This is a genomic window from Streptomyces sp. NPDC018031 (assembly GCF_044327625.1).
Classification (GTDB): Bacteria; Actinomycetota; Actinomycetes; order Streptomycetales; family Streptomycetaceae; genus Streptomyces.
Genome location: NZ_JBIRFT010000004.1, coordinates 210,624 through 223,893 on the forward strand (window position 1 = coordinate 210,624; position 13,270 = coordinate 223,893).

The 13,270-nt window shown below is 71.9% G+C and carries 8 protein-coding genes; 3 read left to right on the plus strand and 5 right to left on the minus strand.

Annotated features, from left to right (window positions below; translation table 11 throughout):
• Positions 1-12 precede the first annotated feature (12 nt).
• Both ACH4B3_RS13270 and ACH4B3_RS13275 read right to left on the minus strand, forming a co-directional pair.
• Positions 13-1,725 carry a long-chain fatty acid--CoA ligase gene (locus tag ACH4B3_RS13270; RefSeq protein ID WP_398462923.1) on the minus strand — a complete coding sequence of 571 codons (1,713 nt, stop codon included), beginning with the start codon at positions 1,723-1,725 and terminating at the stop codon, positions 13-15.
• On the minus strand, positions 1,722-3,308 hold the full coding sequence (locus ACH4B3_RS13275; RefSeq protein ID WP_398462924.1) for a class I adenylate-forming enzyme family protein: 1,587 nt from the start codon (positions 3,306-3,308) through the stop codon (positions 1,722-1,724). Before ACH4B3_RS13275 ends, ACH4B3_RS13270 begins: the two co-directional genes overlap by 4 nt.
• A 333-nt stretch (positions 3,309-3,641) precedes the next feature.
• On the opposite strand from ACH4B3_RS13275, the gene hemA reads away from it, so the two are divergent.
• Complete coding sequence (gene hemA / locus ACH4B3_RS13280; RefSeq protein WP_398462925.1) at positions 3,642-4,880, plus strand: 5-aminolevulinate synthase; 1,239 nt, start codon at positions 3,642-3,644, stop codon at positions 4,878-4,880.
• Between the two features lie 153 nt (positions 4,881-5,033).
• On the opposite strand, the gene ACH4B3_RS13285 is transcribed toward hemA, so the two are convergent.
• Complete coding sequence (locus ACH4B3_RS13285) at positions 5,034-6,479, minus strand: MFS transporter (RefSeq protein ID WP_398462926.1); 1,446 nt, start codon at positions 6,477-6,479, stop codon at positions 5,034-5,036.
• Positions 6,480-6,971: 492 nt separating this feature from the next.
• Here ACH4B3_RS13285 and ACH4B3_RS13290 point away from each other — a divergent pair, with 492 nt between their 5' ends.
• Positions 6,972-7,418, plus strand: a complete 447-nt coding sequence (locus ACH4B3_RS13290; protein ID WP_398462927.1) for a DUF4396 domain-containing protein — start codon at positions 6,972-6,974, stop codon at positions 7,416-7,418.
• A 194-nt stretch (positions 7,419-7,612) separates the two neighbouring features.
• On the opposite strand, the gene ACH4B3_RS13295 is transcribed toward ACH4B3_RS13290, so the two are convergent.
• Positions 7,613-8,413 carry a VOC family protein gene (locus ACH4B3_RS13295; RefSeq protein WP_398462928.1) on the minus strand — a complete coding sequence of 267 codons (801 nt, stop codon included), beginning with the start codon at positions 8,411-8,413 and terminating at the stop codon, positions 7,613-7,615.
• A 296-nt stretch (positions 8,414-8,709) separates the two neighbouring features.
• Between ACH4B3_RS13295 and ACH4B3_RS13300 the strand changes: the two genes are divergently transcribed.
• Complete coding sequence (locus tag ACH4B3_RS13300; protein WP_398462929.1) at positions 8,710-9,459, plus strand: flavodoxin family protein; 750 nt, start codon at positions 8,710-8,712, stop codon at positions 9,457-9,459.
• Positions 9,460-9,744: 285 nt separating this feature from the next.
• On the opposite strand, the gene ACH4B3_RS13305 is transcribed toward ACH4B3_RS13300, so the two are convergent.
• Positions 9,745-13,254, minus strand: coding sequence for a M28 family peptidase (locus tag ACH4B3_RS13305; RefSeq protein ID WP_398462930.1), 3,510 nt, complete (start codon positions 13,252-13,254; stop codon positions 9,745-9,747).
• Positions 13,255-13,270 lie beyond the last annotated feature (16 nt).

Below are 13,270 nucleotides of genomic sequence, written 5' to 3' on the forward strand. Positions count from 1 at the left end.
GGCGGGGGCGGATCAGCTTTCTCGGCCGGGAGCAGATTCGCCGACGGCAGAGGAGCCGGCGGCGGATTCGCCGACGGCAGAGGGACCGGCGGCGGATTCGCCGACGGCCGGGGAGCCGGCGCCACCTTCGCCGACGGCCGGGGAGCCGACGGCCGGGGAGCCGACGGCCGGGTCGGGGGCACGGCCGCCCGGGCCGGCGAAACGGCCGGCCAGCTCGCGCTTGAGGACCTTGCCGCTGGGCCCGAGCGGGAAGTCGTCGACGAACTCCACCCGGCGCGGGTACTTGTACGCGGCGACGCGCTCCTTGCTCCAGGCCACGATGCCCGCGGCCAGGGCCGCGTCCGGCACGGCGCCGGGGCGGGCCCTGACCACCGCGCAGACCTCCTCGCCGTACTTCTCGTCCGGCACCCCGATGACGGCGACCTGGGCGATGTCCGGGTGGCGCATCAGGACGTCCTCGACCTCGCGGGGGTACACGTTGTACCCGCCGCGCAGCACCATGTCCTTCTTCCGGTCCACGATGGTGAGGTAGCCCTCGGCGTCCTTGGTGCCGAGGTCGCCGGAGCGGAACCAGCCGTCGACCAGCACCTCGGCGGTGGCGTCCGGGCGGTTGAGGTAGCCGGCCATCACGTTGTGGCCGCGGATGACGATCTCGCCGACCCGGCCCGCGGGCAGCAGCTCGATGCGGTCGGCCACGTCGGCGGCGGCGATCTCCGCCTCCACGCCCCAGATCGGCCGCCCCACGGTGCCCGGCCTGCACGGCCACGCCTTCTGGTTGTACGCGACCACCGGGGAGGCCTCGGTCAGCCCGTACCCCTCGTAGATGGGGCAGCCGAAGACCTCCTGGAAGTCCTCCAGCACCGCGACCGGCAGCGCCGAGCCGCCGGAGAAGGCCCGGTCGAGGGCGGGGCGGCGGGGGTCCCGGGCGGCCGCGTCGAGCAGCGCGAGGTACATGGTGGGGACGCCCATGAAGACGGTGCAGCCCTCGGTGACCATGAGGTCCAGCGCCTGCGGCCCGTCGAACCGGCTCATCAGCACCATGGTGCCCCCGGCCAGGAAGCAGGTGCTCATCCCGCAGGTCTGGCCGAAGGTGTGGAACAGCGGCAGGCAGCCGAGGAGCACGTCGTCCGGTCCCATGTCGAACGGCGAGCGCATCGTGGTGCTGATGTTCATCACCAGGTTGAGGTGCGTGATCATCGCGCCCTTGGGCCGGCCGGTGGTGCCGGAGGTGTACAGGATTACGGCGAGGTCCCCGGGCTCGCGCGGCACCGGGCCGGCGACGGGCGCGGCCCGTTCGGCGAGCGCGTCCAGCCGCGGCAGGCCGCCGTCCCGCTCCTCCAGCACGGTGATCACCGGCACCCCGGCGATCTCCGCGCCCTTGGCGCCCTCCCCCAGCATCGGCGCGCCGCAGACCAGCGCCGCCGCCCCGGAGTCGCGCAGCACGTGGACGATCTCGTCCGCGCGCAGCAGACCGTGCACGGGCACCGCGACGGCCCCGAGCGCCAGCACGCCGTAGTACACCATCGGGAAGTGCGGCGTGTTGGGCAGCAGCAGCGCGACCCGGTCGCCGGGGCCGATGCCGCGGTCCCGGAGGACCGCCGCGTACCGCCGGGTGGCGTCCCACAGCTCGCGGTAGGTGATGCGCTGCGGGCCGAAGACCACCGCGGGGTGGTCCGGGCGCCGCAGCGCGGTCTCGGCGAGTACGGACGCCGCCGTCAGGGTCATGCCGCGCCGGTCCCCTGCGTGCCGTGGGCGCCGCCGTCCGCTGCCGCGGCTTCCCTGAGCCGCTGCTTGTCGGGCTTGCCGGCGCCGGTGAGGGGCAGTTCGTCGTGGAAGGTGACGGTGGCGGGCACGTGCTTGGGCGACAGCCCGGCCGCGACGTGGTCGCGGAGCCGGCCGGCGTCGGCGGTGGCGCCGGGGCGGAGGGCCACGGCGGCGTGGATGTGCTCCACCCGGTCCTCGTCGACCACGCAGTACACCGCGGCCTGGGCGACCTCGGGGTGGGTCAGCAGCGCGTTCTCGACGGCGGCGGGGTGCACCTTGATGCCGTTGGTCTTCATCACCTCGCCCATCCGGCCGTGCAGCCGGAGGTAGCCGCGCTCGTCGACGGAGCCGAGGTCACCGGTGTGCATCCAGCCGTCGCGGACCACCTCGGCGGTCAGCTCCGGCTCGCGCCAGTAGCCGAGCATGGCGAACGGGGAGCGCACGCAGACCTCGCCGATCTCGCCGGGCGGCAGGTCGCGGTGGGTCTCCGGGTCGCGGACGGCCACCTCGGCGGTGACCCGCCCGGCGGTCCCGCGCAGCTCCGGGTCGAGGTGGTCGGGCGGCATCAGCAGGCTGATCCCGCTGGTCTCGGTGGTCCCGTAGAACTGGAGCAGCCGCGGGCCGAACACGCCGACCGCCTCCTCCAGCCGGGCCGGGGAGACCGGGCAGCCGCCGTAGGTGATCATCTGGAGGCTGGACGTGTCGGTGGTGCGCACGTCGGGGTGGTCCAGCAGCTGGTAGAGGTGCGGCGGGGTGATGGTGAGCACGTTGATGCGGTGCCGGGCGACCGCGCTCAGCACCGCCCCGGCCGTGAAGCCGTCGTGCAGGACGACGGTGCCGCCGGAGGCGAGGGCGAGGTCCACCCCGGAGCTGTTGGTGTGGCTGACCGGCAGGGTCGACAGGAAGACGGTCGGCGCCGGGGACTGGAGCCCGGGGAGGATGTGCAGGGTGCGGACCCGGAAGGGCTGGGTGACGCCCTTCGGCCGGCCGGTGCTGCCACTGGTGTAGAGGACCACGGCGGGCCGCTCGGCGTCGGTCTCCACCGCGGACAGGTCGAAGGCGCCGGCGTCCCCGGTGGTGAGGTCCAGGACGTCGGGGCCGAGGGCGCCGAGCGCGGCGAGCCGGGGGGCGTCCGGCAGCCGGTCGCACAGTTCGCGGGCGAGGTCGGCGTGCTCCTTGTCGACGGCGAGGAACGTCGCGCCGGTGGCCTTGAGGATGTCGTACCGGGCCTCGGTGGCCAACTGGTCCGACGGGTCGACCGCGTTGGTGGAGTGCAGGTGCACCACGGTGCCGCCGACGAGGTTCGCCGCGTACCGGAGAATGACGGTGGCCGGGGTGTTGGTGACGGTCAGCACGGCAATAACCGGAATTTCTCCGTCCGGCGTGTGCCGACGCAGGGATTCCGCCGCGGAGAGCACGGTGGCGGTGAACTCACCGGCGGTTATCTCCACATCGTCCCGCACCAGGGCGACCCGCTCCGGATCGCCCGATTGCGCCTCGAGTATCCGACGGACGTAATTGTCGTTCGGAGGCATCTGAGGCATCGCAACTCCCCGTTCGCAGGTGCTGTTTTCTCGGCGCAGCTTCGCACGCGCCGTCAGGCCGTGGCAAGCTTGATGATCTCTCGTCACATACGCGGCGCGGGGTTCGAGTTGGCTGCCCGGAACCGGGCGGGAACAGGGCGGTGGCCAGCGGATTGGACGCCGAAGCGGGGAGTATGCTGCCCACGCGGCTTGGGTTACCCGTCGTCCCCGCCGAGGGTCGCGAGCCGTGTTTTCCCACGCGACGCCGCCGCTACCCGGGCATGCCGGGGCAGCCAGGGCATCTCTTCATGTGGTGACGCAGTCTCTTGTAACCTAAAAGCGAAGCGAGTGGACGTGACGACCCAATATCTGGACCTCTTTTCGCGCCTCACCGAGGGTTCCGACAGCGGAAAGCGGGAGTTTCTGGAGATCGGACGGCTCGCCGGTCAGTTCCCCGCGGCCAGCGTACGCGAGGACGGCGACGGGGATGTCTCCGAAATCAGCGTCTGGTGCAGCAACGACTACCTCGGTATGGGGCAGCATCCGGCGGTCCTCGACGCCATGAAGGGCGCGGTGGACAAGTACGGTGCGGGCGCCGGTGGTTCACGGAACATCGGCGGTACCAACCACTATCACGTGCTCCTGGAGAAGGAAGTCGCCGAACTCCACGGCAAGGAGGACGCCCTCCTGTTCACCTCCGGATACACCGCCAACGACGGGGCGCTCTCCGTCATAGCGGGCCGTATGGAGGACTGCGTCGTCTTCTCCGACGCGCTGAACCACGCTTCCATCATCGACGGGCTGCGCCACAGCAAGGCCCGGAAGCAGATATTCCGGCACAACGACACGGCGCACCTCGAGGAGCTGGTCGCCGCCGCCGACCCGGACGTGCCCAAGCTCATCGTCGCCGAGTCCGTCTACTCGATGAACGGCGACATCGCCCCGCTCGCGGAGATCGCCGACATCGCCAAGCGGTACGGCGCGATGACCTTCATCGACGAGGTGCACGCGGTCGGCATGTACGGCCCGCAGGGCGCCGGTATCGCGGCCCGGGACGGACTGGCCGACGACTTCACGGTGGTCATGGGCACCCTCGCCAAGGGGTTCGGCACCACCGGCGGCTACATCGCCGGGCCCAAGGCCGTGATCGACGCGGTGCGGATGTTCTCCCGCTCCTTCATCTTCACCACCGCGCTGCCCCCGGCGGTGGCCGCCGCCGCGCTCGCCGCGGTCCGGCACCTGCGCTCCTCCGACGTCGAGCGGGAGCGGCTGCGGGAGAACGCCCAGCTGATGCACCGGCTGCTGAGGGAGCGCCGGATCCCCTTCATTTCGGACCAGACGCACATCGTCTCCGTCCTGGTCCGGGACGACACCCTGTGCAAGCAGGCGTCGGCGCTGCTGCTGGAGCGGCACCGCGCCTACGTCCAGCCGATCAACGCGCCGAGCGTGCCGGCCGGCCAGGAGATCCTGCGCGTCGCGCCGGGCGCCGTGCACTCCCCGGCGGAGGTGGAGGGGTTCGTCGCGGCGCTGGACCAGGTCTGGGAGGAGCTGGGCATCGAGCGCGCCCCGCACCAGGCGGACCAGGAGGGCTGACCGCCCGCGGCCGCGGCGCGCCGGGTACGGCGGGCCGCGGGCCGGCGGCGGTGAACCGAAGCGGGGCCGGCACCGGGCCGGCCCCGCTTCGGTGTCTCCCGGCGCCCGGCGGCGCCGGCCGGAAGCGCCGGGGCCCGCCCGGCGTCCGGCGGGTCAGACGGACACCGACTCGCCGCGCGCCGCCCCCGGCTGCTCCCCGGCGGGCGCCGCCCCGGGCTTCCCGCCGCGCATCAGCAGCGCGGTGAGCAGGGCCCCGGCGCCGGCGATCGCCGCGGCGGCGACGAACGCGGCGCTGAAGCCGTCGGTCAGCGCGGGCAGGTCACCGAGTTCGCCGGCCCCCTGGGAGGTGGCGAGGGCGGTGAGCGCGGCCAGACCGAGCGCGGAACCCACCTGGTAGGTGGTGTTGACGATGCCGGAGGCCAGGCCCGCCTGCTCCTGCGGGACACCGGAGATGGCCGTCATCATCGCCGGGATGTAGGCCAGCGACATGCCCAGCGCGGCGACCAGCGAGGCGGGCAGGACGTCCACCAGGAAGGTGCCGGTCGGCTCGACCGCCGAGAGCCACACCAGGCCCAGCGCCAGCGCCAGCAGCCCGCCGACGATCAGCGGCTTGGCGCCCAGCCGGCCGAGCAGCTTCGCGGTGAGCGTGGTCATGAAGATCATCAGCAGTACGGTCATGGGCAGCAGCGCGGCGCCGCTGGCGAACGACCGGTAGCCGAGGACCTGCTGCAGGTACAGGTTGAGGAAGTACCACATCGGGATCCAGGCGGCGCCCAGCAGCGCCATGGCCAGGTTGGAGATGCCGAGCCCCGGCGTCCGCCACACCGCGAGCGGCATCAGCGGGGCCTTGACCGACCGCTGGAGGATCAGGAACAGGGCGAGCAGCACCACGGCCCCGGCGAGCCCGAGCACCGTCTCGGTCGCGCCCCAGCCGACCTCGGGGGCGCGGACCACGGCGAACACGGCGAGCGCGAGACCGGCGGTGACCGCGGTCGCGCCGAGCAGGTCGACCGAACCCCGGCGCCGCTCCACGGCCGGCAGCAGCCCGGTGGCGAGCAGCGTCGCGATGCCGATCGGCACGTAGATGATGAACACCCACTGCCAGCTCATCCACTCGGTGAAGACGCCGCCGAGGAAGACGCCGGCGGTGCCGCCGGCCGGGGCCGCGGCGCCGTAGAGCGCCATGGCCTTGCCGAGTTCCCGGGGGTCGTGGCTGAAGAGGATCATCAGCAGGGTCATCGAGGCGGGGGCGATGAGCGCGCCGCCGACGCCCTGCACGGCGCGGCCCGCCACCTCCACCCACGCCGTCTGGGCGGCTGCCGCGACCACCGAGCCGGCGATCAGCACCACCCAGCCGCCCACGAAGACGCGGCGGGCGCCGAGCAGGTCGGACAGGCGTCCGCCGAGCAGCAGCAGACCGCCGAAGGCGATGACGTACGCGTTGAACACCCACTGCAGATCACCCTGGGAGAACCCCAGGTCCTGCTGCATCTCGGGAAGGGCCACCCCGATGATCGAGGTGTCCATGATCACCATGAACTGGGCCGCCGCGAGCACCAGAAGTGCCCACCAGCGACGTGGATCGACCGTGGTCGACATGCTCTCTCCCCTTTCTTGGATACCCCTGAGGGGTATCGGACGACGGTGAAGATAGCAGTACCCCTAGGGGGTATGGAAGCCCGAGTGTCGACGCCGAAGGGGAGGGCGGGGCGGCAACCCGCACCGCTCCCGGGAAACCTCTTGTCGGAATACCCCTGGGGGGTATAGCGTTCTTGTTGTCGGGCAGCGGGCCCGCGACACGAAGGGACGGGATTCGTCATGCGACACTCAGGCGGTCACCCCGGGGCATCGGCCCACCACGGTCAGCACGGCACCCACGCGTCGCACGCCGACCACGGCACGCACGGGGACCACGGCACCCACGGGGACCACCCGGCTCACCACGGTCAGCACGCCCGGCACGGGGCCGCCGACGCCCACGGCGGCCACTCGGAACACGGCCCACACACCGGCCATGCCCACCACGGCAGACACACGGCGCACGGCGGCGCCCACGCGGGTCACGGCGGCCACGCGGGGCACACGGGTCACATGGGACAGGGAGCGACGTCCTGGCGGACCGCGGCGCAGGCCACCCTGCACTGCCTCACCGGCTGCGCCATCGGCGAGATCCTGGGCATGATCATCGGTACCGCCCTCGGGCTGTCGGCCGGCGCGACCATCGCGCTCGCCGTCGCGCTGGCCTTCGTCTTCGGCTACGCGCTCACCATGCGCGGCGTGCTCAAGGCCGGCCTCCCCGTGCGGCAGGCCCTCAAGGTCGCGCTGGCCGCCGACACCGTCTCGATCCTCGTCATGGAGATCATCGACAACTCGGTGATGATCGCCGTCCCGGGCGCGATGGACGCGGGCCTGGCCAGCTGGCTGTTCTGGGGCGCACTGGCCTTCGCGCTCGCCGCCGCCTTCGTGCTCACCGTGCCGATCAACCGCTGGCTCATCTCGCGCGGCAAGGGCCACGCCGTGGTCCACGCCTACCACTGACCGGCGGCCGGCGCCCGGCTGACCGCCGTCGCACGCCGGCCCGCTGACACCCCGCGGCCGTCTCCGGTACCCCCGTCGCCCGGAGACGGCCGCGGGGTCGCCCGTGTTCACCCGCGTTCACCCGCGTTCACCCGCGTTCACCCGCGTTCAGCCGGCGCGCCACCGCAGGGGCCGCGGCGCCCGTCGCCGGCCGGTCAGGAGGCGTCGACGATGGTGGGCATCTCACCCTTGGTGGTGGACATGTCGATCACCGCGAAGGCGGCGCCCTGCGGGTCGCCGACCGCCGCGAACCGGCCGAACGGGCTGTCCATCGGCCCGAAGTTCAGCCGGCCGCCGCGTTCGGTCGCCTTGGCCACCGCCGCGTCGCAGTCCGGCACGCCGAAGTACACGTTGACGTACGGGGGGATCTCCGGCGGGAACTCCTCCGTCATCTTCATCCGCCCCAGCACCGCGTCCTCGCCGACCTGGTAGATCGTGAAGTCGACGTGCTCGTCCTCGATGCGCTTGACCCGGTACGGGAAGACGCCGGGGAAGAACGCGTCGGCCTTCTCCGGGGCCCGGGTGAACACCTCGGCCCAGGCGTAGGCACCCGGTTCACCGCGCTTCCCGAAGCCCTCGTGCCGGTTCGCCTGCCAGACGCCGAAAACGGCGCCGGACGGGTCCCGGGCGAGCAGCATCGAGCCGAACTCCCCCACCTGCATCGGCTCCAGCAGCACCTCACCGCCGTGGTCGCGGACCTTGCCCGCGGTGGCCGCGACGTCCGGGGAGGCGAGGTACAGGCACCAGGCGGAGGAGGTGTCGTCCTGCCCCGGCATCGGTGGGGCGAGGGCGGCCACGGCCTTCCCGCCGGAGTACGCCTGGGTGTAGCCGCCGTACTCCTCGGCGCTCTCGCCGAAGGTCCAGCCGAGGACGTCGCCGTAGAAACTCTTGGCCCCCTCCAGGTCGGCGAACGTCGCGTCGGCCCAGCAGGGGGTGCCTTCCGGTTGCGCAGCCATGGCCTTGACTCCCTCACGCCCGCTTCTGTGTCGGCTCGTGCCGGTGGCGGTCCGGATCGGTGCCACCTCGATCGGAGGACGAGTTCTGTTTTCACGCTAGCCACTTCCTCGTCCGGTCGCACCAGCAGCCACGGACCACCCCGCACGCCCCACCTGCACCAGCACCACGCGCCGCGCACCCGGCACCTCCGGCACCTCCGGCACCACGCACCGCGAGGCCCTCATTACCGACAAACCAGCACAACTGAGGTGATCATGGGGTTCCGCCGCCCGTCGCCCCGTACCGAAGGACCCCGATGGCCTCCGATCCCCCCGCCGCCCCGCCCGCCCCGACGCCGGGCGCCGCCCGCTACGACGAGCTGCGGGCGCTGTTCGTCAACTGCACGCTCAAGCGGTCCCCCGAGCCCAGCAACACCGAGGGGCTCATCGAGCGCAGCCGGGCCGTGATGACGGCCCAGGGCGTCACCACCGAGACGCTGCGCGCCGCCGACCACGACATCGCCACCGGGGTCTGGCCGGACATGACGGAACACGGCTGGGCCGCCGACGCCTGGCCGGAGCTGTACCGCAAGGTGCTGGCCGCCGACATCCTGGTGCTCGGCGGCCCGATCTGGCTGGGCGACAACAGCTCGGTGATGAAGCGGGTGATCGAGCGGCTCTACTCGTGTTCCAGCCTGCTCAACGACCGGGGGCAGTACGCCTACTACGGCCGGGTGGGCGGCTGCCTGATCACCGGCAACGAGGACGGCGTCAAGCACTGCGCCATGAACGTGCTCTACAGCCTCCAGCACCTGGGGTACACCGTGCCGCCGCAGGCGGACGCCGGCTGGATCGGCGAGGCGGGGCCGGGCCCGTCGTACCTCGATCCGGGTTCCGGCGGCCCGGAGAACGACTTCACCAACCGCAACGCGACCTTCATGGCCTGGAACCTGATGCACCTGGCGGCGCTGCTGAAGGGGGCGGGCGGGGTCCCGGCGTACGGCAACCAGCGCTCGGAGTGGGACGCCGGGTGCCGCTTCGACTTCCCCAACCCCGAGCACCGGTAGCGGAGGACCCCGAAGACCCCGAAGACCCCGAAGAACCCAGCAGGACCCGGCAGGAACCGGCAGGAACTGGCAGGCCCCGAAGCGCCGAAGGGCCCCGAAGCACCCGGCGGGACCCGGCAGGACCCGGCAGGCCCCGAAGCGCCGAAGGGCCCCGAAGCACCCGGCGGGACCCGGCAGGCCCCGGCGGGGCCGGCGGGACACGGAAGGGGCGGGGACCGGCCCCGGTCCCCGCCCCCGCGTGCCGCCGGGCCCCGTGTCTGCGGGCCCGGCGGCGCGTCGTTCACCTCAGCTGACCCGCAGCTCCGCGTCGTCCACGACGAAGCTGGTCTGCAGGCTGGCGTCCTCGGTGGCCGTGAAGGTCACCGTGATCTGCTGCCCGACGTACGAGCTGAGATCCACCGTGCGCTGGCTGTAGCCGCTCGCCGCGTCGGTGTTGGACAGGGTGGCCAGGGTGGTGTTGCCGACCTTGACCTTGAAGCTGTCGTAGGCGACGTCCTCGGTCTCGTCGGTGTCGACGTGCAGCCAGTAGGTCAGCGTGGCCTTGGCGCAGCCGGCGGGGACCGTCACCGTCTGGTTGATGGTGTCGGTGGCCGCGTAGCCGTAGCCGCCCAGCCAGGCGAACCGGGTGCCGCTGTGCGCGCTCTGTCCGGAGTGCGCACCGATCGCCCCGGTGCTCCCGGTCCACGCCGTGGTGCCGTTCTCGAAGCCACCGTTGGTGATCAGCTGGCCGGCCTGGCAGCCGCCCGCGCCCTTCACGGTGAGGGTGTAGGTGCTGGTGTGGGTGGTGCTGCCGGTACCGGTGACGGTGATGGTGTAGGTGCCGGGCGCGGCCGAGGCCGTGGTGGCGACCGTCATCGTGGAGCTGTTGCCGGAGGTCACCGACGCCGGGCTGAAGGACACCGTCACACCCGCCGGGGCACCCGACGCCGACAGGTTCACCGTCTGCGCGGAACCACTGGTGGTGGCGGTGGAGACGGTGCTGGTGGCACTGGCGCCGGGGTCGACGCTGCCCGATGCGGGGCTGGTCGACAGCGAGAAGTCGTTGACCGGCGTGGAGCCGCCGACGGCCTGCTTCCACAGGGTGTAGGCGATGCCGTCCGTGCTGCGGTTGAGCCCGGTGGCGTTGATGTTGCTGGTGGTGTCACAGGACTGGTGGTAGCAGGGGTCGTACGCGCTGTTCGCGGTACCGCCCCACTTGCTCGCCTGCGCCGAGGTCTTCCGGGCGCTGGCGCCCATCGCGTACCCGGAGGTGGCGATGCCCACCTGCTCGAAGGAGTAGTCGTCGGAGCGCCCGGCGCCCTCGGTGTTCTCCTCCGGCTGCAGTCCGAGCGAGTCCCAGTACGCCTTCATCGGCTGGGCGGCGGCGGAGGTGATGTGGTTGATGAAGTAGCCGCCGTTGGTGGAGGCGATCATGTCGAAGTTGTAGTACGCCTTGATCTGCGACCGCTGGGTGGCGGAGAGCGAGCGGACGTAGAAGTCCGAGCCGTTGAGGCCCTGCTCCTCGTCGGTCCACCAGCCGAACCGGACCCGGTTGAGCATCGTCGGGTTCTTCTCGGCCAGCACCAGCGCGGTCTCCAGCAGCGCGGCGGAGCCGGAGGCGTTGTCGTTCATCCCGGGCCCGGCCGAGACGCTGTCCAGGTGGGCGCCGAACATGTACACGTTGCCGGCGTCGCCCTTGGGCCACTCGGCGATCAGGTTGGGACCGGCGCCGCTGGTGCAGCCGGAGGTGCACGGCTGCTCGGTGACGGTGTAGCCGGCGGCCTGCAGCTTGCCCTTCACATAGGCCACGGAGTCCTTGTAGCCCTGGCCGGTGGCCCGGCGGTTGCCGCCGTTGCGGGTGGCGATCGCCTGGAACTCGGTCAGGTGCGCCTGGACCTTGGCCACGTCGATGTCCGGGGCGGTCCCGCCGCCCGGGGTGCCGGGGCCGACGGTCAGCGTGTACTGCGCGGTGTGGGTGGTGCTGCCGGTACCGGTGACGGTGATGGTGTAGGTGCCGGGCGCGGCCGAGGCCGTGGTGGCGACCGTCATCGTGGAGCTGCTGCCGGAGGTCACCGACGCCGGGCTGAAGGACACCGTCACACCCGCCGGGGCACCCGACGCCGACAGGTTCACCGTCTGCGCGGAACCACTGGTCGTGGTGGTGGACACCGTGGTGGTGACCGAGGAGCCCGGGTTGGCGCTGCCGGAGGCCGGGCCGACCGCCAGCGAGAAGTCCGCGGCCGGGGTGCCGGTGCAGGTCGGGTCACCGGTCTGGGCGGGAACGCTGACGGCGTCCCAGGCGGCCTTGGTCCGGTTGAACAGGTTGCAGGTCGAGTCGAGGTTCTTCGCCGCGGTCAGCGTCGCGGTGCGGTACTTCTTGTGGGTCATGCCGCTGGTCTTCAGCAGCATCCCGCCGTAGAAGATCTTGCCCGCGTTCTGGATGCCGACGCCGGTGACCGTGGAGTTGTTGCAGGTCGGGCTGGTCGGCTTGCCGCCGCCGGGGTTGGACCCCTCGGAGAGCAGGTAGAACCAGTGGTTCAGCGGCCCGGCCGCCGCGTGCACCTCGGTGTTGGGGATCGACGCCGAGTAGCAGTTGGGGTCGTCGAGCCGCGAGGGGTCGTACATGTTGCGGATCGGGCCGTTGCCGGTGAGGTTGATCATCTCGCCGACCAGGTAGTCGCCCGGGGTGTCGTACGGGGCGGGCTGGTTGGCGTACGCCTCGGTCAGCGCGCCGAAGATGTCACCGGTGGCCTCGCCCAGGCCGTTCTCGTTGTTCGCACCGCCCGGGGTGTTCTGGTCGATGCCGTGGCCGTACTCGTGGGCCACCACGTCCATCCCGGCGATCCACTCGTTGGCCTGGTTGTGGCCGATGGTGATGCTGGAGCCGTTCCAGTACGCGTTGAGTTCGTTGAGCCCGACGCGGGTCGGCCAGCTGCCGCCGTTGCCGTTGTGGCCGTTGCGGCCGAGCCAGTTCTTGAGCATGTCCCACTGCTTCTGGGCCGCGAACATGGCGTCGACGCAGCCGGTCTCCTTGCTGGTGGGATTGCCGTTGCCCCAGCTGTCGGACGACTTGGTGAAGACGCTGCCGGTGCTGTAGTCGGCGCAGCTCAGACCGGGCCGGCCCGGGTCCTTGAGCTGGTACTGGCCGCCCGAGGAGGTGGTGTCGATGGTCAGCGGGCTGGGGCCGTTCCACTTGCTGGTGCCGCTGCCGGCGCGGACGTCGTCGTAGGTGTCGATCACCTTGCCGGTGGTCGCGTCCACGTAGACGTACAGGTGGCTGGGGGCCTTGGCGGTGGCACCGGTGAGGACCGTCTCCCAGGCCAGCCGGGCCTTGCCGTCCTGCATCTTGACGACCAGGCGGCGGGAGTCGGTCTTCTGGACCTTCTTCAGCTTGGCGCGGCTGGTCTTCTCCGCCGCCGCGCCGCTGATCTTGGGCGTGGTCCGCACGGAGATCTTCGTTCTGGCGGCCGACTGCACCGCGCGCACCGCGCCCTTGCCGTCGGCGAGGACCACCGCGTCGCCGCCGACGACCGGCAGACCGCGGTAGGTGCGGTCGTACGCGACCGAGTACAGGCCGTTCACCCAGGGGGTGACCATCGTGCGGTCGTACCGCTCCTCCGGGCCCTTGGCCAGGGCGTCCAGACCGCTGGCGGCGGCCTTGTCGGCGGCGGATATGGCCCGGGCGACCGGACTGACGGGCTTCGGGGGCGAGTCGGCCCTGGGGGTGGCGGAGGCCGTCGACAGAGCGGGCAGCGTGGCCGCTCCGAGGGTGACGGCCACGGAGAGGCCGGCCACCGTGAGTCTTCGTAGCACCATGGCTCCTTGTGGGGGT

Excerpts from the sequence above, each read along its gene's own strand:
- ACH4B3_RS13270 (WP_398462923.1), bottom strand. The coding sequence starts at position 1,725 with ATGACCCTGACGGCGGCGTCCGTACTCGCCGAGACCGCGCTGCGGCGC.
- ACH4B3_RS13285 (WP_398462926.1), bottom strand. The coding sequence starts at position 6,479 with ATGTCGACCACGGTCGATCCACGTCGCTGGTGGGCACTTCTGGTGCTC.
- ACH4B3_RS13295 (WP_398462928.1), bottom strand. The coding sequence starts at position 8,413 with ATGGCTGCGCAACCGGAAGGCACCCCCTGCTGGGCCGACGCGACGTTC.
- ACH4B3_RS13305 (WP_398462930.1), bottom strand. The coding sequence starts at position 13,254 with ATGGTGCTACGAAGACTCACGGTGGCCGGCCTCTCCGTGGCCGTCACC.
- ACH4B3_RS13275 (WP_398462924.1), bottom strand. The coding sequence starts at position 3,308 with ATGCCTCAGATGCCTCCGAACGACAATTACGTCCGTCGGATACTCGAG.
- ACH4B3_RS13300 (WP_398462929.1), top strand. The coding sequence starts at position 8,710 with ATGGCCTCCGATCCCCCCGCCGCCCCGCCCGCCCCGACGCCGGGCGCC.
- ACH4B3_RS13290 (WP_398462927.1), top strand. The coding sequence starts at position 6,972 with ATGGGACAGGGAGCGACGTCCTGGCGGACCGCGGCGCAGGCCACCCTG.